Below are 18,445 nucleotides of genomic sequence, written 5' to 3' on the forward strand. Positions count from 1 at the left end.
CAGGAAGACATGAAAGCATTATTGCGTTGTTTGAAAAATTTCTGGTTTGCACTGGCACTCCTGTGGACCGTCGGTTTACTCGCCTGCTGGTTGGCACTCCCGCGCTGGAATTTCACGCGGGAAAACATTTACGTAGCGATGGCGCTGATCAGCGCCTTCTGCCTGCTGCTTATTGTGCTGCGTCAGTACCGCAGAATTCGCGCCGAACAGAACATCGAAAGCCTGGTGCAACTTGAAGTAGACAGGTCGCTAGGAGCCGAGGGCGAGTTTCGTGACCAACACGTACTGCGCGAGCGCCTCAAACACGCGATATCGATGCTGCGCTCATCGCGCTCTGCGGGTGGCGGAGGAGCATCTGCGCTTTCTGATCTGCCATGGTATCTGGTCGTCGGCATGTCAGCATCGGGCAAAACCTCGCTACTGACACGTTCAGGTCTGTCAGCGACCATTGCCGGTGCTCAGGCGAGCGGCATGGACAGCGGGACTCAGCACTGCGACTGGTATTTCAGTCCTGACGCAGTCTTGATTGATACTGCGGGCCGTTACTTGCGCGACGACCAGTCAGCCAGCGAATTCGCCTCGTTCCTCAAGCTACTGCGCAAACAACGCGCCAAACCCGCCGTTAACGGGTTGATTCTGGTGGTGAGCCTCCCAGAGATTGTCTCTGCCACGTTGGCCGAACGCGAAGCCCTGGCTGCCCGTCTGGTTTCTCGTATCGATGAATACAGCGAGTGCTTGGGCGTCAACCCTCCGCTTTATCTGATGCTCAGCAAGACAGATCTGCTACCAGGCTTCAACCAGGCTTTCGACGGTATGGACACTGCACAACGCCAGCAGCCTCTGGGCATGACGTTCGCCTTGTCGGATGTGCGCGCCAAAGGCCTGCGAGCAGTCATGGAAGCCAAGTTTGCCCATTTGCTGGAGAGCGTGCGACACCACGTGGATACTCAGCTCATTATCGGGAGCAAAACCGCCAGCGCCGAGCTGCTGCAATTTCCCAATTACTTTGCCGAGCTGTCGACCGTTATATCCGGTTTTCTTGACCAGTTTGAACGCTCAGCGCAAGGGCATACGCCTCCCATCGTGCGAGGGGTCTATTTCACCAGCGCCCTGCAGACAGATGAGCAGTTGCCACCTGTCTATGAGGATGCTCTTGGAGATTACTACGCGCTTGAGCCCAAAGAGCATCCAATACACAGCGATACACGTAGAAAGACAGGCGACAAGAGCTACTTCATTACTGAGACATTTCGTCAGGTGGTGTTCCCGGATCGCAACCTGAGCCTTTACTACTCACGCTTGGGTCGTACACGATCTTTGACCCCTGCATTGATCGCGATAGCGGCTTTGGCAGGTATAGGCTTGATAGCGTGGGAGGCGGTTTCTTATAACAAAAACCGTGAAATGCTGGCGGGCATCGCAAACGAATTGACACAGCTTGAGACTGCACCCGATCGGTCAAATCGGTTGCGCTCAGGGCAGGCGATGGAAACATTGCGTGTTTACCTTAGTGAGTTCGAAGGATACGGCAATCACGGCGTACCCTTCGCTTTAGGCGCAGGCCTTTACAGCGGCGATGATCTGCTGCTCCCGCTACGTGAGGCGTACCTACAGCAGCTACGCACCCAAGCGCTGGAGCCTATTGGCAAGTACTTGCAGGTGCAACTGCGCGAGCTTAACCAGTTTGCCCAGACAGTGGATCGGAGCCCACTGGCGCCGACCGACAAACGTCGCTCGACCAAGTCCCCGCTAAAAAAACCGGCAAAAACACCGAGCATCAGCGCGCTGACAGCGGCTGTCAGACTTCCGCGTAACAGCGCAGATCTGACCGGACAGCTACGCTCGGGAATCAACGAAGCAGGTGAAGCCGGACGTCGCAGAACGCTGGATGCTCTTCGCGATAACGCCAAATCCGAATCAACTACGGATCTTGCCGAAGACACCGCACTGACTGCCGGGTTGTCACTGTCGGAAGACAGTCTCAGCCGGCTGACAGAGCAACAAGTGTCTTCAGTGATCAAGGCTTACAGCGCACTTAAACTTTACTTGATTCTGTCGCGCCCGGATGAACACCGCGATGCCGAATTCGTTGCTGATGAACTTCCTCAAGCCTGGGCACTGGCGGCACAGGCAGAGGGCCAGGAGATCAGTCCAGCACTGATTGAAGCCAATACCGCCATGTACGTGCGCTACCTGCAACAAGGCACCGCGCCTGCTCTACGTCGTAACGAGCAGCTGGTGACTGAAACGCGCCAGAGCCTGCGTTCGTTTATGATCGCGAGCTCACTTGTGGACCGTGAGTATCTGCGCCTTCAGCTGGAGTCGAGCCGTCAGTTCCCGTCGCTTACGCTATCGGACATGGTGCCCGCAGCGGGACGCGATCAGTTGTTTTCGGCGGAGGCTGTGCCTGCCATCTACACCCGGCAGGGTTGGGAGGAGTTCATGCAACCCGAGTTGATCAAGTTGCTGTCAGGCAATCTGCGAAACGACAGCGACTGGGTACTGGATAGCGAAGGGAGTAATGGCATGGTTCAGAAAGCCAACTTCGTTCGTGAACTGATGGCTCGCTACAAGGCCGATTATGCAGAGGCTTGGTACCGGATGCTAAGAGGTGTGGGCGTACGTCATTTCAATGACATGGCTAATGCTACCGAGCGCCTATCAGTGCTCAGTGACGTACAGAACTCACCGGTAAAAAGCCTGCTACACACGGTGAATCAGAACACCATCTGGGACTTGCCCAAAGCCAACTCGACCGCTTCACAGAATAAAGCGGATGACGGACTCTGGAGTGGAATCAAAGGCACCTTCAGTACCCAGAGCGAGCAAGCCGAAAGCCTGGTAGTGACATTGCCCCGTGTCGACGACGGGAGTCTGGCAAAACGCTTCGAACCCGTCGCACGCCTGTTCGCCACGCAAAATGCTGAGGGCGCGGACAGCACGGTTATGGACCGGTATCTGGCAGCGTTGCGCAAGCTCAAAGTACGTCTGACCAATATTCAACGATCGCAAGACGTAGGCAAGAACAGCAAGCTGTTGATCAGTGAAACTCTGGAAGGTCAGCCGTCTGAAGTCACGCAGGTGCGCAATTACATTGAGACCAGCGTCGACACTAGTGAAGGCGGTCTGTCGAGTTCATTGCAACGTCTGTTCAACTCGCCACTGCAATATGCGTGGGAAACGCTGCGCGACCCAGCTGGACAACAGATTGCAAAGGCATGGTCGCAGGATGTCGCTCGTCCCTGGACACAAGTCATGGCCTACCGTTACCCCATCGTGGCTGGCAGTGAGAATGAGGCTTCAGTCAAGGATTTACAGCGATTCGTTGACCCCGAAACCGGTATTTTGCCAGCATTCAAGCGCAACGAAATCGGCAACCTGGCTGGAGGGGAAGGCTTGGGCATGGGCACAGGAACTAGCCCTGCTCCACTGGTCAATACGCGGATGATCGACAGCATCGACAAAGCCAGTTCCGTCGGACAGGTCATCGCAAGTCTGTCTGATCGTGAAAATGGCTTCGAAATCATGCTGGAGCCGTCAGCTCGTTACACCGACATCATTTTTACCCTTGATGGGCAAGAACAGCATTATCGAAACGGTCGCACCAGTTGGAACAGGTTTTCCTGGCCGGGCACAACCAATGCGCCTGGAGCACGGTTGGAAGTAGTAACTCTGGAAGGCCAGCGCATCACTGTTTTCGACTACCCAGGCCGGTGGGGCTTGTTGAAGATGAACGACAGTGCTCGCGTCACCGATCTGGACACGGTTCAGCAACGTTTCAACTGGCAGTCGGCCGCCGGGCCGGTAAGCCTGGTCGTTCGTAACTATGGGGGTGTGAAGATGACTGACCTGGCACAGGTCAAATCATTAAGCGTGCTTAACGACTCCGGACAGAAAAACTGACTATGGCAAGCCATCGCAGAGGGGGCACAGGCTGATGATCGGATGTTTTGGCAAAGTGCCCGCGAGTGCCGACTTCGTCAGTTTGAACGGAGCCATGCCTGAGGTATGTGAGTTCGATCTGTGGCTACAAAACAGTCTGGGACGCATGCAGACGCGTGAGGATTGGCGGGAATTGTTTGACGAGTTGCCCGTGTGTTTTTTCTCATACCGCAGTCGCAATGGACAGTGGCTGCTGGGTGGATTCATAAGCTCGCAGGACGCCAGCGGCAGACGTTATCCATTTATGGTGTTTCAAAGCATAAAGGTGGATTCGAGCGACCCGTTCATCAATCCGCACACATTGTGCGAATTGTTCGCCGGGCAGATCAAACCGCTTCTCATGCAGGGCGCGCAAGGAGCGGATATAGAACAGATTTTTGCTCGACTCAGAACCATGCGTCTGTGGACCGCCAACGATCTGGATCTCTATCGACGTGTGCATGACAAGTTTCTTATGGACTTTAACCTGCGTGATGTGTCGCGGCCACTGCGACATAGCTATCCGGAGTTCGGTACCCAGTCGGGGCTGGCCAGCCTTTACAAACTGCGCACGGCCATGAGGAACAATGAGCCGCCCGCAATAAGCCTGCCTCTGCCAGCAGAGAGCGGTCTGAAGCGCCCGATGGCTGACTTGTGGTGCACATTTCTATCACGTCTGCGCGGCAAAACGGGCATGCCGGATGTCAGCGTGCTGGTAGACAGCTTTATGCGTCCGGGACTGCTGTGCTTTCCGTCGCGGGGGAATAGTGAAATGTATCGGATGCTTACCGGTATTGCGGCACCCGAGGATCGCTACAACCTGCTGGACCCTCTACCGGAACCTGCATCTGCAACCGCCCTGTTGTTGCCTGCCGATCACCTCGCATTGAACGACTTTATTGAGCGCTTTATAGGCGCTCGGGATGAACAGTATTGATGAACAGGCTCAAATATTACTTTCTCAAGTACCAGCCATATGTTCTGGGGATTGCATTCTTCCTGGCCATCTTCCTGGTGTGGTCGATCGGTGTAGCGATGGGGTTTTCTTCCCTTCACAGCCTGTTGGCCGGGATAGGAGTGTTTCTGTTGCTATCGGCTGGTTATGTCCTTTTTATGGGACGAAGCCACGCACCTCGCCACGACCTTGAAGCGCTGCTACGTGATGACGCCGATCAGGCCGTGTTGAATTCCAGCCCGCAGGATCGCGAGGAAGTCAGCCTGCTACGCGAGCGCCTGCTGCAAAGCATCGAGCGCCTGCAGGGCAATTCAGGGAAGAACGCATCCAGTAAAGACGCACTCTATGCCCTGCCTTGGTACTTGGTAATCGGCCAGCCCGCGTCCGGCAAAAGCACCATGCTGTATCAGTCCGGATTGAATTTTCCCTATGCGGAGCGCGAAGGCGCACGCGTCGCAGGACTAGGCGGCACTCGCAACTGTGACTGGTTTTTCAGTTCTGAAGCAGTGTTACTGGACACTGCCGGCCGCTATATGGATAACCAGGAAGAGGCTGGCAAATGGCGTGCGTTTTTAAGTCTGCTTCGACAACACAGGCAACGGCGCCCGCTTAACGGCCTAATCGTCGCAGTGAGTGTAGAAGATGTTCTGAAGTCAACGCCCGACAGCCTCGATCGTCTTGCCAAGCGCCTGCGCGAACGCATTCAGGAAGCGCATGATCTGCTTGAGCTGCGCCTGCCTATCTATCTGGTGTTCACCAAATGCGACCTGATACCAGGCTTCACTCACTTCTATCGTCAGCTCGATAACCAGACTCGTGGCGAAGTAATGGGCAAGACGTTTGCTCACGAAGGTTTCAGGCAGTCCGATTGGGCCAAGCGCTTCACCGCGGCAATGGGCGAATTGGTAGACCATTGGCAGCAAATTGCCGATCAGCAATTGGTGCAACAGGACATTCAGCTGACCAGACAGGACCCGGCGGCGTATCGCTTCCCTCTGGAACTGACAGCGCTCAAACCATTGCTTGAGACTTTCGTTACCGACTTGCTCAGAGCGAACCCGTATCAGAGTGCAGAGCTGCTCCGCGGCTTCTATTTCACCAGCGCTCTCGACGCTGACAAGGCCACCCAAGGATTGTATGCACGGCATGTCACCGAGCGCTTCGCGCTGGAGGACTCGTCAGCCGAGCTGCCTGTATCTGCTCAGGCGCAACCTATTTTCATCAATAGCCTGTTCCAGAAAGTCATTATTCCTGATCAACATCTTGTGGCGCTGTACACCAGCAATCGCAGCGAAACACGGCGCAAAAGCATATGGGTCGGTGCAGCCACATTGGCAGGCCTGCTTCTCTGCGCAGGCTGGGGAGTTTCGTATAGCAACAACAAAACAGCTATCCAGACAATCTCCAGCGGTTTGGCCGCAGGGCAGCAAAAAGACGAACAAACCAATGGCCAATACACCCAGTGGCAGACGCTGGATCAACTGCGACAGACTGCGGCAGACCTCTATGCTCGCCATCATGGCGGCGGAGTGCCTTTGAGTATGCGTTTGGGGCTATACAAGGGTTATGACATAGAGCCATTTGTACGCCAGCGATATTTCGCACGTCTTGAAAGCGTAATGCTCAAGCCGACCGCTGATAACCTGACCCGCTCGCTCTACCTGTTGAGCAGTATCAAGATATATCAGCGCAATGCTCCGACACTGACAACAGTCACCGGAATCGACAGCGTCGAACCCCGCGCGCTGCCGGTGGATAACCGTGCCCAGTCTGTTGCTACTTTTGGCAAAACCACGCTCGACACTTATCTGATGCTGTCCAAGGCACAACGAGAGCAAGCCGATCCCGCAGTACTCAAAGCGCGTATTCCGGACTACTGGTATCCGGCGATCTACAAACAGGTACCCCGCGCCAACGGCATGTCCGCGCAAGCGGCCGGTGAGGTCGATGACTATCAGTTTGCCGGGCGTCAGATAGCGTTCTATAGCGATCAGATCCGTGAGCTTGACGTACCACGCATTCTCAACAATGCATTCTTGATCTCCAGCTCGCGCAATTACATAAATAGCCTGCTCTCACAGTCGTTGCGCGCTATCGAAACCATCACGCTGGAGTCCGACACCCTGTTCGCATTTGGCCGCGCGGACTTTCAAAGCCTTGAGCTTGCCGGGCAACGCCAGTTGAGCGCCATCGCAGGGAAACTGCTGAACACACCGAACGTGGGCAAGATCGTGATCACGGGTCACGCCGACCAGATTGGCGACGCGCAGAGCAACCTGCAGGTTTCCAAACAGCGTGCGCAAACCATCAAAACCTACCTGGTAGGCAAAGGCCTGCCAAGTGAGCTGGTCGAAGCGGTCGGCGAAGGTAGCAACAAGCCCTTGGTGCATTGCGACATGCAGATGCCGCGCGCCGAGCTGATTCACTGCCTTGAGCCCAACAGACGAGTGGAAATCGAGGTGCGCGCGCTTAACTGAGCCCCACTCGAGATAAAAACGATCGTCATGTGTGCGCCTGCTTCGGCATGCATGGCTTCAAAACGGCCCAGCCATCAAATGGCAGGGTCAAACACAGGGCGATCCAACACGTGGATCAACGAAAGCCCTTTTAAGGAGAAATGAAAAATGGCATTTGACGCTTTCCTCAAAATTGACGGTATCCCGGGTGAAAGTCTGGACGACAAGTTCAAGGACTGGATCGAAATCCTGAGCTACACGCACGGTGCTACACAGGCGACCTCGGCTACTGCCAGCTCGTCTGGGGGCGCATCTTCCGAGCGCGTTAACCTGAGCGATTTCACGGTGATCAAGTACGTTGACAAGGCTTCTCCAAAAGCCTTCGAGTCATGCTGCAAAGGCCAGCACATCAAGGAAGTTGTTCTTAACCTGAACCGTGCTGGCGGCGACAAGCTGACCTACATGACCATCACACTGGAAGAAGTAGTGATCTCTTCCGTCACCTTCCTGGGCAACATGCCTGTGGCTGGTGAAACCAAGGCTGAAAGTGATCTGCCGATGGAAGAGATCAAGTTCAACTTCTCCCGCATCAAGATCGCCTACACCCAGCAGAAGCGTTCCGATGGCGCAGGCGGCGGTAAAGTTGCTGGCGGCTGGGACCGCTCGCTGAACAAGGTCTACTCCTGAGTAAGGCCTCGGGCGACTGAAGTTGTTCGGCCGCCCAATCGAGGGTCCCGCGCTTGAAAAGGCGCGGCGGCCTTCTCTTTTCACCTTTGAATGCAGAGCCGTCCATGTCTGACATCCTTGACGACCTATCGCTGGACACATTACGCACCCCCATCCAGGGCGGTGCGGGCGAAGACCTGAGTTTTTCCAGCCTGTTCGATCAGATCAAGGAGGCACGCCGCGCCGATGTCGACTACCTGACTCAGGGCGACTGGCAGACCGATCTGAAACAGGCCGACTGGGAACAAGTTGTGCAACTGGCAGCTGCAGGTATCACAGAACAAAGCAAGGATCTGATGCTGGTAGCCTGGCTGGGTGAAGGGCTGGCGCACAAGTATCATTTTCGCGGTATCCGCTTTTCCCTGGCAGTGGCTCAAGCCCTGCTGGAAGATTTCTGGGATGGACTGTTTCCCTCTTTGGAGGATGGCACTGAAGAGCGCTCCGCTCGCTTGGGGTGGCTCAATACAACCCTCGCAGCAGTGGTTCGCACGCTGCCTATTACGCAAGGGCAAGGCTACAGTCTGTTCAAATATGATGAGTCACGACAGGTGGAAAACCTGGCTCGACAGAACTCATCGGCGATGAATCAGGCGCTCGAGGAAGGCAAGATCAACGCGGAATTGTTCCAGCGCTCGGTCGTGCTTACCGATACCGAGCACCTGAACCGCAAGTACGCCGAAATGAGTGAGTGCCTGGTTGCCTGCAAACAATTGCAGTCGACCATCGACAGCGTCTTCGCGCGCGACATACCCAGCTTTCTTGCGCTCAACGACGTACTTACCCACGCCCGACAACTGGTAGAACGATTGCTTAAGGATCGGGGTGTCGAGGTGGCAGCACCCGCTAATCAACAAAAAGATGAAGCTGAAGTCGAACCAGTCAGCGAGCGTCCCGTAACGCGAGTCGAAAACCCGGCAGCCAACGCCCCCATGCGCACCGTGCCACTAACCCGTGACGAAGCGTTTTCCTTGTTGCAAGGCGTCGCACAATTCTTCAAACAGACAGAACCACATAGCCCGGTGCCCTACTTGGTAGAGCGCGCCATCAAGTGGGGCAATATGCCGCTGGAAAGCTGGCTGAGCGACGTGATCAAGGACGGTAGCGTCGTCGATGGCATTCGCGATGTGCTGGGCACTCTGCCGCAGCGCGATTGAAAGTTCTGACAGCCAACCACAAGGAGTATCAACATGCGCCCGATCATTTTGCTGAACGATCCGACCGACAAGGCCGGCGTCGTCGTTGAAGGGTCACCCACTACTCTGGTCAATGGCCGACTTGTGGCCAGAGTTGGCGACAAGGTCATGTGCCCGCACGGGGTCTGTGCAATCGCCACTGGGGACGCCTCAACGCTGGTGGATGGCAGAGCAATTGCCCGCCATGGCGACAAAACTGCCTGTGGCTCAAGTCTGATCGCCACCAACAGCGACTGTGGAATATTTTAAGGACATCAGCATGTTGAAGCCCTATGGACAAGGCCATCGCTCTTTATGGGATGTCATTGGCGAACGACGCGAACAGGAACAACGTCTGGCACCTCCGGCGCGCCCACCAGCGGACTACGACCTGACACGCGTCAAAATAGACAACGCCTGGCTGTGGCTGCCGAACCTGGAGCCGGCTCAAGCGGCGTCAGGCACATGGCTGGGAGCCGTTAACGGAGATTTTGAACACGACCCCAGGCTGGTCAGCCAATCGGGCCACCGTTATAACCTGCGCCGCGTTCGTCTGCCCCAGCACAAGCCGGAAATAGATACGTTGCCCCGGGCATTGCAGCTACTTCAAGGCATGCTCGCACAATGGGACGATTTCACAGCCAACATCGACTGGGAAAACACAAAGGTCATCCTGTTTGCGCCGACGGACGTCTCCCCATCAGCCTGGGAGAACAAAGTCGTAGAAATCTGGCCGTTTGATTACCTGCCTGGAGAGGGTTTCGACAGTCCGTCGTTAGACTTCGATGAATGGTTGCCTTGGGCGCTTCAAAACAATACGGACGCGTCGGGCCTGCTATGCGTCAGCATAGACACCTGGGCGACAAAAACCCGGGCTGGCGCTTTGTCCAACGACACCATGGTCGGTGAAAGCATTGCAATAGTGCACCTGCAGCGCGTGGACCATGCCAACCCTGACGAAGAAAATACCTGGCAACTCTATCCGGCAATGACCCGCGAACACTCTCCACGTGCATTGCAGCCAAGGCAAAGTAGCGCTGATCTGCAACAGCTCGCAGAAGCCCTTTGCGAACAGGGTGGTGTTACATCGAACGACATCCAGGCACTCATCATCGACGGTCATCTTCACGACAGGCGTCTCGAGCAGCTTTCTCATTACGTCGGTACCCACCTGCCACACGTTGTAGTGTCGGAGCACGTTGCCGGCCAGGCGTCATTGGCAGGCGAGCGAGGAAAGAGTGCGCGTCAGCTCACTTCGCTTGCGCTTGCTTTTCACGCCGCCAAAGCACAAGACGGATCAGTTCTGGCGTTCGACAGGTACGCGTCCACTCAAACACAAGCCTGGTTAGTGAGTAGGGGCACGGCGACGGCGCAGGCCGACGATGAGACCGCCGACCCGCTTGGAATCGAACAAGATGGACAGAGTAAAGATTCATGAAAGAAGACTTTGGACTCAATTCAAAACCCTGCTCCGTCAATGACCTGAATCCAGGTTGTGTTGAAATGTGGACACTTGGCCAACAAGTGGCTGTCAGGCGCTTGTGCGTAAAGACCCGCGCTGAATACAAGCAACCAGCCAGGTACGAACTGCTCAAGGACTTCAGTACGCGGGCTGCGCGGATCGCAGGTAATTACGCACGTATTTACCTGGAGCAGGAGCGCAACGGTCAGCCTGATCAAAAGGGACGTTTTTACTGGACAGGGTTAGCGGCGTTTGCAAGCAAACAGGTCATGTGTGCGCTGGACTATTCCAGCACTTCCAAATGGCGTTATGCAAGCCCTGTTGCAATAGCCGCTTTTGAAATGACAAAGCAATACTTAGGAAAAGGAAATTTCTGGTTGTTCCAGGATATTTTTGTCTGGCACTGGTTTTATATCAATTACCCACAGCAATTCAATGAATGCATAACAAATCGAAATCTCGACGCCTGCTACCCGGCGTTCAAGCAAAACTTTGCCGAACTGCCGTGGTTTGATGATGCACTGCCAAGGATAAACAACTTGAAAGTGACTGATTATCTGCGAGAAGGCTTTGAACTGATATCGCTCATTGAAAAGACACCAGAAGGTGCAGGGCGTGAAACTTACAAGTTTCAGTCTCTGGTAAAAATTGCCAAACATGAACAACTGAAGATATTGCAGCCGCTAATATACGACAGTACGTTATTCAGAAAGCTATTAGATAGCCAAGCCCTACTCGAGGGCCATCTTGGCGTCCCGCGTCGACTTGCTGCATTCAGTACCCAGTGTGAGACGGGGGACCCGCAGACAGAGGCAGTGATGACAGAGGGTGATCTCTATGACCCGACTGACAGAATGAAATTCATAACTACAATCGCCGTTACCTACCATAAATTGATGATCAAACGCCCTGCTCAGATGGAGCAGATAATAAGTACTATTGCGACATGGAGTGAGCGTGTTGATTAGATTTGTAACGTTACTAATGGCATTTTTTTTAACAAGCTGCGGGAAGCCGGACATGGACAATAAATTAAAAATTGATTTGAAGCTTGACAGCAGCATCCAAGACTCTCTGTCATCGACGTCAATCAAATTGACGAAGGATTGTAACTCTTCTTTTTGTGCTTACAACTTCGATCTCCCTTCGGCTTCCGTCAACCTTCCCACCGCAAACATCATTTCGGGCAAAAAGAACTTGCATCTGGACAAGGTGTCGGGGTTGCAAATATTCACTACGACTTCAGGCGCTATCACCTCATTTGTCATTTATACAGCGGGTGTGCCCAGTAACGCACGGCATGAGGACGCAATGGCGTACTTTTATCAACAAGTACAGAATCTAGACGCTGCGGGATGGCAGCGTTACATTTTTCCTAATGAAGCGAGAATACCCGGTGCAGAAGCCAGCAAATTTACCAACTTAAATGAAGTGGTAGGTAAAAATGTCGGTACAGGCCCCTGGATGGACCCGAACCTCAAGCTTTCCAAGCAGATCTGGGTCTCGATGCGCATGTTCGATCCGTGGAGATTTTACAACGGCAATGAATACCTTGACTTGATGGTACAACGCGAGAACAGCGAAGACGACCCGCAGAACCGTGGCTCTTACTTATTCACATGGATGTTCAAATCAGAAAGTGAGTTCTACGCCGAATTCGTGAGAGCCGAAGACCGTGAACGCTGGAGAGAGCTCCTGCCTGCTGAATTAACCCGAATGGGGAAAGAGCGCCAAAAGACAGAGGCGCAGCTGAAAAAAATGGGCATCAAGATCGATGAAAACTATAAAGATGCCAAACCTCCCGTAGAGACTGATTGAATCAAATTCCGTCGCAAAACGACTCACGTAGCAAAAGGAGAAATGCACCATGGACCTTGCGTTCGCACCGCCCTCGGCCAGAGCGGACATCTGCTGCAAATCACCACGCCACTGGGTGAAAATCAGTTGAAGGTCTCGTGCGTGCGCGAATTGAGTGAACGGCTATGACCAGGTATCTGGCCATGGTCTTCATTTTACTGACCGGGTGTGGGGCCTCGGAGACGAATTCAAAAAGTCGTGAGATCGAACTTTCTCTTGGAGGGTCGATAGAGACTGTCCTGGCTTCAACATCAGTAAAACTGCGAAAAGACTGTGATGATACGATGTGCCTCTACCACTTCGTGGTGCCATCCAAATCCTCTGAACTGATCACTGTCAAGATGCACTCAGCATCCAGCACATTAGCGATAGACAATGTTAGCTCGACCACTATAGTTACCACTCCCTCAGGGCTCATTACAGAAATGGACGTGTATGTAGCAGGAGTGCCAACCAATGCGAAACATGAAGACGCAATAGCGTACTTTCATCAACAAGTACAGAATCTAAACGCTGCGGGATGGCAGCGTTATATTCTGCCTAATGAAGCGAGAATACCCGGTTCAGAGGCCAGCAAGTTTAACAGCTTGGATGAAGTACTAGGTAAATCTGTTGGCACAGGCCCCGGGATGGACCCAAACCTCAAACTTACCAAGGAGATGTGGGTCTCACTGCCCACGACCAATATTTGGATGTTTTACAACGGCCATGAATACCTTGACCTGATGGTACAACGGGAAAATAGCCAAGACGATCCACAGAACCGTGGATCTTACTTATTCTCATGGACGTTCAAATCAGAAGAAGAATTCTACGCCCTATTTGTGAAAGCCGACGACCGTAAACTCTGGAAAGAACTGCTACCCGCAACATTAACCCGAATGGCAAAAGAGCGTCAAAAGACAGAGGCACAACTGAAAAAAATGGGTATCGAGATTGATGAAAACTATATAGATGCCAAACCTCCCGTAGAAGCGGGTTAAACCGAAGATACGTCGCAAACCGATTCAAGCAGCAAAGGAGAAATGCACCATGGACCTGACCTTCGGCACCCCACTCAGCCAGAGCGGACGCCTGCTGCAACTCACCACGCCGCTGGGCGAGCATCAGCTCCAGGCGCTGCGCATGCATGGGGTCGAGGGCATCGGGCGTGTGCCCCGCTACACCCTCGACGTGGTGGTGCAGGACACCGAATATGATCCTGAAAAACTTATCGGCCAGCCCGTCAGCCTGGCGATTCTCTGTGATGACGGTTCTTCCGCGCAGCGTCATGGCCTGGTCGAGAGCGTGCGCTATCTGGGCAATGACGGCGGCCTGCATGACTGGCAACTGGTCTTCGCGCCCTGGTTCAGCCTGCTTGAATACCGCCTCGACTGCCGAATCTGGCAGGACAAGAATCTGCCGACCATTCTGGAAGCCGTTTTCTCACTGTACGAACAGGCCAAGGGCAACTACCGCCTGGACCTGCGACGTGAATACGCCCCGCTCTCCTACGTTACCCAGTTCAATGAAAGTGACGCCAACTTCGTGCAGCGCTGGTGTGAGCAGGAAGGTCTTTTCTGGTACGTCGAACATACGGCAGACAAGCATTGCATCGTCTTTACCGATACCGTCGATACCCTGCCCGCGCTGGCGCCGCAGAGTATTCGCTTTCACACGCAGAACGCCACCGAGAAACAGGACGGCATTACCCAGTGGAGCAGCGGCTCGCAGTTGCTCAGCGGCAAACTGCATTGGCGCAGTGTCGATTACCTGGCCCACGGCCAGCCCCGCGAAACCGTGATGCCTGCCTTGCAAGCCGCCTCAGCACCACAGGCGCTGGAGCGTTACGAGTATCAGGGTCAGTACGGCTGGCAGAAGCAGGACCGGGGCGAATGGCTGAGCCGCGTGCAGATCGAACAGCGCGAATCGCAGGCGCGTCGTGTGCAAGGTCAAAGCGGCGTGCGGCAGATGGAAGCCGGACGCTGGTTTGAGCTGACCCAGCATCCGCTTTACGAGCGCAAGGCGGCTGAAGAGCGCCAGTTTTTGCTGATCGAAGTCGAGATGTTCGCCGAGAGCAACCTGCCGCTGGCCAAGGAGAGACGCGAAGTGCCGGGCAGTCTGGCCGCGCTGTTCAGGTCGGTGCGCCCTGAGCCGTCGGGGTTGCCAGGTGTGGCAGCGGTGGCCGATGCAATGGGCGTCGGCAGCCATGGTTTCTTCCTCAACCGATTTGAAGGCCAGTTGCACAGCGTTCCATTTCGCAGCCCGTCGGAGCATTTCAAGCCTAAGAGCCTCGGCCAACAGACCGCCGTGGTCGTCACGCCCAGTGGCCATGAAGTGTTTACCGACACCTTGAACCGGATCTGCGTACGTTTTCACTGGGACCGCCTTTCCCAAGATGGCGAACTGGGTTCCTGCTGGCTGCGCATGATGCAACCGAGCAGCGGCCCGGACTGGGGCAGTGTGCATGTGCCGCGTGCCGGTGAAGAGGTGGTCATCACCTTCCTGGACAACGACATCGACCGGCCGCTGGTCATGGGCCAAGTCTACGGCGGCCACAAGCCCGCATGGCACTCCAGCGGTTTGATGGCGGGCTACAAGAGCAAGGAAGTCGGCGGCGGAGGCTTCAACCAATGGGTGATGGACGACTCCACCGGCCAGGTTCGTACCCAGATCCACAGCAGCCACGGGCATACCCAGCTTAACCTTGGCTATTTGATCGACCAGCGCGGTAATAACCGTGGCGGCCTGCGCGGCACGGGTTTCGAGTTACGCACCGATGCCTACGGCGCACTGCGCGCCCAGCAGGGTTTGTACCTCAGCACCTGGAAACGCAGCGGCGCGCAGGGCGCACAGATCGATGCCAGCGAAGCGCAGCAACAACTGAAGAACAGCGAACAGCGCGTCAAGACCTTGTCCGATACCGCCCAACAGCACAACGCCCTGCCCATGCAGGAAGGCCTGGACAGCCTGACCCAGCTCAACAGCGATGCCGACGTGACTTACGGCAGCGACGACGGCGCCCCGAGCAAAGGCCCAGGCGAACAACAACGCAACGGCGGCGACACCGCCTGGGCAATCCGCAGCGGCGGACGTGGCAAAACGCCGGGTTACCAGCAGCCGCTGTTAATCGCATCGTCCCCCGCCGACATCGCCACCGCGACCCCGAAAAGCACCCACCTGCACAGCGGCAAGCACCTGACCCTGAGCACCGGCGAAGACGTCAGCATCGCCAGCGGCAAATCCCTGCTCGCCAGCGTCGCGCAAAGCATCAGCCTGTTCGCGCAGAATGCGGGAGCGAAGCTGTTTGCAGCCAAGGGCAAGATCGAGTTGCAAGCGCAAAGTGATGCGATGGAACTGACCGCGCAACAGAAGGTGATGATTACCTCGACCGCCGCCGGAATAGAGATCGCCGCCCAGGACGGCATATTGCTTACCAGCGGTGGTGGCTACATCCGCATCAAGGACGGCAACATCGAGATTCACGCGCCGGGGACGATTGATGTCAAAGGGGCGAAGAAGACTTTTAGCGGGCCAGCCCAGCTTAATCGTGATAACCCTGGCTGGCCAGAATCCTCTGTAACCCAATCCCTTTCGTTTTACGCAGGGCAATCCAATGCAGGAGGCTCTAACGCGTGGGCGGGCATGCCTTATAAGCTTCTTGCCGGAGGGGCGGTGGTCAAACAGGGCGTGATGGACAAAACCGGAATAGTGGAGGTGGATCACCATCCCTCTACCAGTGATTACACTGTCGAGTTAGCGAATGGCCTTCGTTATGCAATACCTGTAGGCGGGCAGTACCAAGGTGAGGAGTCGAATGCTGAACTCGCCAATAGCGGGTTTCATCGCCACGAAAGTAATACACATCCTGACGTTACACAGCCCGGAAGTCGAAGTGATTTTCGGGCGAACTACGCACTTCTAAATAACTCAATGTCAGAGCCGGAGATTTAATAAATGACATCGTCTAATTCAATCACCACTCCGATAGCAATCTGTAAAAAGAACTCGGCCAATTTGAACCTACCTTGGTTTTTGCAACGTACTGAGTATCATCCAGTTCCTGCAACTTTTAGACCTCTAGTAAACGGAGAGCGAGCATTTGGCGCGCTCTACAAGTCAATAATGGCGGCGAAAGTGAGCATTGACTATGTTTGTTGGGGGTTTCAGCCGTCCATGTATTTTAAAAGAACCGGAAGCGCAGGTGAGCTTTGCATCGGTGACTTATTAATTAAAAAAGGACTGGAAGGTGTAAAGGTTCGAATCTTGTGCTGGTATGACAAAACGCATGTGGCGCAAACTCAAGAAAATCCGACACCCGGAAACAACACTATAAGTTACTTTGAAAAAGGCAAGCAAAACCGCAACGACGCTCAAGAGGATTACGATAAACAGTGGTACGGAAAAGTTAAGCAATTGAACAAGACGAACCAAGGTATGCTTGAGCGTGTCGCTCTGGAAAAAATGCGGATACCATCGAGAGACGAAAGTTCATATCTGAAAAATATTGAATTTGCAACGCGCGACTTTAATGCCAAAGATCGCGCAGAAATCATATGGCAGTTGGCAATTCACAGCACTGACAAGAAAAACACCACAAACAACAAACTGCAGAGCACGGCAGTGATGGCTGCTTGGCCAACCCATCATCAAAAAGTAGTATTGGTTGATTACGAAAAGCCAGAGAGAGCAGTAGGCTTTGTTATGGGTCATAACACGCTAGATGCTTACTGGGATAAGGACAGACACAGTTATGTTAGAATGCATGCCCGATTTGGCAGGAATGGTGCAACTCCGAGACAGGATATCTCGAGCATGGTAACCGGTCCAATACTGGAACACTTGAACCACAATTTTTGCGACGCATGGAAACGACAAACGAGTATCGACTTGCTTTTGTCACGAAAGGCATTAGCTGCCGAGTTAAGGCTTAACTCAGTGGCAGGAACACCAGTCATGGCGCAAATACTGAGGACTCAAAGCCAAGAAGGTGTTCATGACATTAAACAGCTTTATTTGAATGCTGTGAACAATGTCACTAGCTATATATATTTAGAAAATCAGTATTTTCGATGGGAACCTCTCGCCGCGGCTATCAAAAAGTCGGTGCAAGACCAAATCAAAGGAGGACGTGATCCTGACAAGCATGGGGCGGTTCATCTGTTCGTCGTCACGAACTCTAACGATGAAGGAATAGGACCAGGCACTATGAACACTTATAGAATGCTAGACAGTTTAGGAAAAAAAAATGTGCTGCCCAGTGTATCCAGAATAGAAAGAAACGAGGCGCTGGATCACGAGCTGGAAGCTGCGAAAATTGAAACAATCAATGCGCGACAATCCCTTGCTCGTCTGAGCGACCCTCGGATGCGCTTAAGCCCCACAGCGCTTGAGAAATTAAAGGCAGATCGACAGGCCAAATTGGATGAGGCGCAGGAACATCAAGAAAAACTAGAACATGCAATGCCCTCTGCAAAAGAAGAGAATATTGTACCGATCCCCATCCGAGGGCTAAAAATTCACATATGTACGCTGGTAGCTCCCGACTCCCCACCAGGAAACTGGATGCCGGTTTATATTCATAGCAAGCTAGCCATCATTGATGACGTCTTCACAACGCTTGGTTCTGCGAATATCAACATACGAAGCATGGAGGTTGACAGTGAGCTGAATATCTGTCACGAACATCCAGGTCTGTCCAAGAAGCTTCGCCAGGAGCTATGGAATATACATACGGATAATAAAGGTGGGCAGGACGATGTAGCGGTTGCTTTTAGCAAGTGGCTAGATATGCTCGAAGAGAACAATAACCGACGAGAAGGCAATAACGACCCAGAAGTAAAAGAAAAGTTATCGCCAATAGTTTCGCTTGTCGAGTTTTATCGAGACAGCGACGCGCGTACGAACATGGACTAGA

12 protein-coding genes are annotated in these 18,445 nt (G+C 53.9%); all 12 read left to right on the plus strand.

Features of this window, described 5'->3' with window-relative positions; translation table 11 throughout:
* The first annotated feature begins 9 nt into the window (after nt 1-9).
* Nucleotides 10-3,903, plus strand: coding sequence for a type VI secretion protein IcmF/TssM N-terminal domain-containing protein (locus tag OKW98_RS17680; RefSeq protein WP_265385938.1), 3,894 nt, complete (start codon nt 10-12; stop codon nt 3,901-3,903).
* A gap of 34 nt (nt 3,904-3,937) precedes the next feature.
* Nucleotides 3,938-4,858: a type VI secretion system-associated protein TagF gene (tagF, locus tag OKW98_RS17685; protein WP_265385939.1), complete on the plus strand. Its 921-nt coding sequence runs from the start codon at nt 3,938-3,940 to the stop codon at nt 4,856-4,858.
* Complete coding sequence (gene tssM / locus OKW98_RS17690; RefSeq protein ID WP_265385940.1) at nt 4,858-7,353, plus strand: type VI secretion system membrane subunit TssM; 2,496 nt, start codon at nt 4,858-4,860, stop codon at nt 7,351-7,353. Before tagF ends, tssM begins: the two co-directional genes overlap by 1 nt.
* A gap of 147 nt (nt 7,354-7,500) precedes the next feature.
* Nucleotides 7,501-8,019: an Hcp family type VI secretion system effector gene (locus tag OKW98_RS17695; RefSeq protein WP_265385941.1), complete on the plus strand. Its 519-nt coding sequence runs from the start codon at nt 7,501-7,503 to the stop codon at nt 8,017-8,019.
* Nucleotides 8,020-8,123: 104 nt separating this feature from the next.
* The gene (gene tssA / locus OKW98_RS17700) at nt 8,124-9,212 is read left to right on the plus strand and encodes a type VI secretion system protein TssA (RefSeq protein WP_265385942.1); all 1,089 of its coding nucleotides are present in this window, start codon (nt 8,124-8,126) and stop codon (nt 9,210-9,212) included.
* 33 nt (nt 9,213-9,245) lie between these two features.
* Complete coding sequence (locus tag OKW98_RS17705) at nt 9,246-9,500, plus strand: PAAR domain-containing protein (protein ID WP_265385943.1); 255 nt, start codon at nt 9,246-9,248, stop codon at nt 9,498-9,500.
* A 10-nt stretch (nt 9,501-9,510) separates the two neighbouring features.
* Nucleotides 9,511-10,668 (plus strand): hypothetical protein, encoded by a 1,158-nt coding sequence (locus OKW98_RS17710; protein ID WP_265385944.1) that lies wholly within the window; start codon nt 9,511-9,513, stop codon nt 10,666-10,668.
* Nucleotides 10,665-11,660 carry a DUF2515 family protein gene (locus tag OKW98_RS17715; RefSeq protein ID WP_265385945.1) on the plus strand — a complete coding sequence of 332 codons (996 nt, stop codon included), beginning with the start codon at nt 10,665-10,667 and terminating at the stop codon, nt 11,658-11,660. Before OKW98_RS17710 ends, OKW98_RS17715 begins: the two co-directional genes overlap by 4 nt.
* 52 nt (nt 11,661-11,712) lie before the next feature.
* Nucleotides 11,713-12,510, plus strand: a complete 798-nt coding sequence (locus OKW98_RS17720; RefSeq protein ID WP_265385946.1) for a hypothetical protein — start codon at nt 11,713-11,715, stop codon at nt 12,508-12,510.
* Nucleotides 12,511-12,692: 182 nt separating this feature from the next.
* A complete protein-coding gene (locus OKW98_RS17725; RefSeq protein ID WP_265385947.1) occupies nt 12,693-13,532 on the plus strand; it encodes a hypothetical protein in 840 nt (279 codons plus the stop codon).
* A 49-nt stretch (nt 13,533-13,581) separates the two neighbouring features.
* A complete protein-coding gene (locus tag OKW98_RS17730; protein ID WP_265385948.1) occupies nt 13,582-16,482 on the plus strand; it encodes a type VI secretion system Vgr family protein in 2,901 nt (966 codons plus the stop codon).
* Between the two features lie 3 nt (nt 16,483-16,485).
* On the plus strand, nt 16,486-18,444 hold the full coding sequence (locus OKW98_RS17735) for a phospholipase D-like domain-containing protein (protein ID WP_265385949.1): 1,959 nt from the start codon (nt 16,486-16,488) through the stop codon (nt 18,442-18,444).
* Nucleotide 18,445: the final 1 nt, after the last annotated feature.

Source organism: Pseudomonas sp. KU26590, from assembly GCF_026153515.1.
Taxonomy (GTDB): Bacteria; Pseudomonadota; Gammaproteobacteria; order Pseudomonadales; family Pseudomonadaceae; genus Aquipseudomonas.

Coding starts and splice junctions, on each gene's coding strand:
- OKW98_RS17680 (WP_265385938.1), top strand. CDS start 10: ATGAAAGCATTATTGCGTTGTTTGAAAAATTTCTGGTTTGCACTGGCA.
- tagF (WP_265385939.1), top strand. CDS start 3,938: ATGATCGGATGTTTTGGCAAAGTGCCCGCGAGTGCCGACTTCGTCAGT.
- tssM (WP_265385940.1), top strand. CDS start 4,858: ATGAACAGGCTCAAATATTACTTTCTCAAGTACCAGCCATATGTTCTG.
- OKW98_RS17695 (WP_265385941.1), top strand. CDS start 7,501: ATGGCATTTGACGCTTTCCTCAAAATTGACGGTATCCCGGGTGAAAGT.
- tssA (WP_265385942.1), top strand. CDS start 8,124: ATGTCTGACATCCTTGACGACCTATCGCTGGACACATTACGCACCCCC.
- OKW98_RS17705 (WP_265385943.1), top strand. CDS start 9,246: ATGCGCCCGATCATTTTGCTGAACGATCCGACCGACAAGGCCGGCGTC.
- OKW98_RS17710 (WP_265385944.1), top strand. CDS start 9,511: ATGTTGAAGCCCTATGGACAAGGCCATCGCTCTTTATGGGATGTCATT.
- OKW98_RS17715 (WP_265385945.1), top strand. CDS start 10,665: ATGAAAGAAGACTTTGGACTCAATTCAAAACCCTGCTCCGTCAATGAC.
- OKW98_RS17720 (WP_265385946.1), top strand. CDS start 11,713: ATGGACAATAAATTAAAAATTGATTTGAAGCTTGACAGCAGCATCCAA.
- OKW98_RS17725 (WP_265385947.1), top strand. CDS start 12,693: ATGGTCTTCATTTTACTGACCGGGTGTGGGGCCTCGGAGACGAATTCA.
- OKW98_RS17730 (WP_265385948.1), top strand. CDS start 13,582: ATGGACCTGACCTTCGGCACCCCACTCAGCCAGAGCGGACGCCTGCTG.
- OKW98_RS17735 (WP_265385949.1), top strand. CDS start 16,486: ATGACATCGTCTAATTCAATCACCACTCCGATAGCAATCTGTAAAAAG.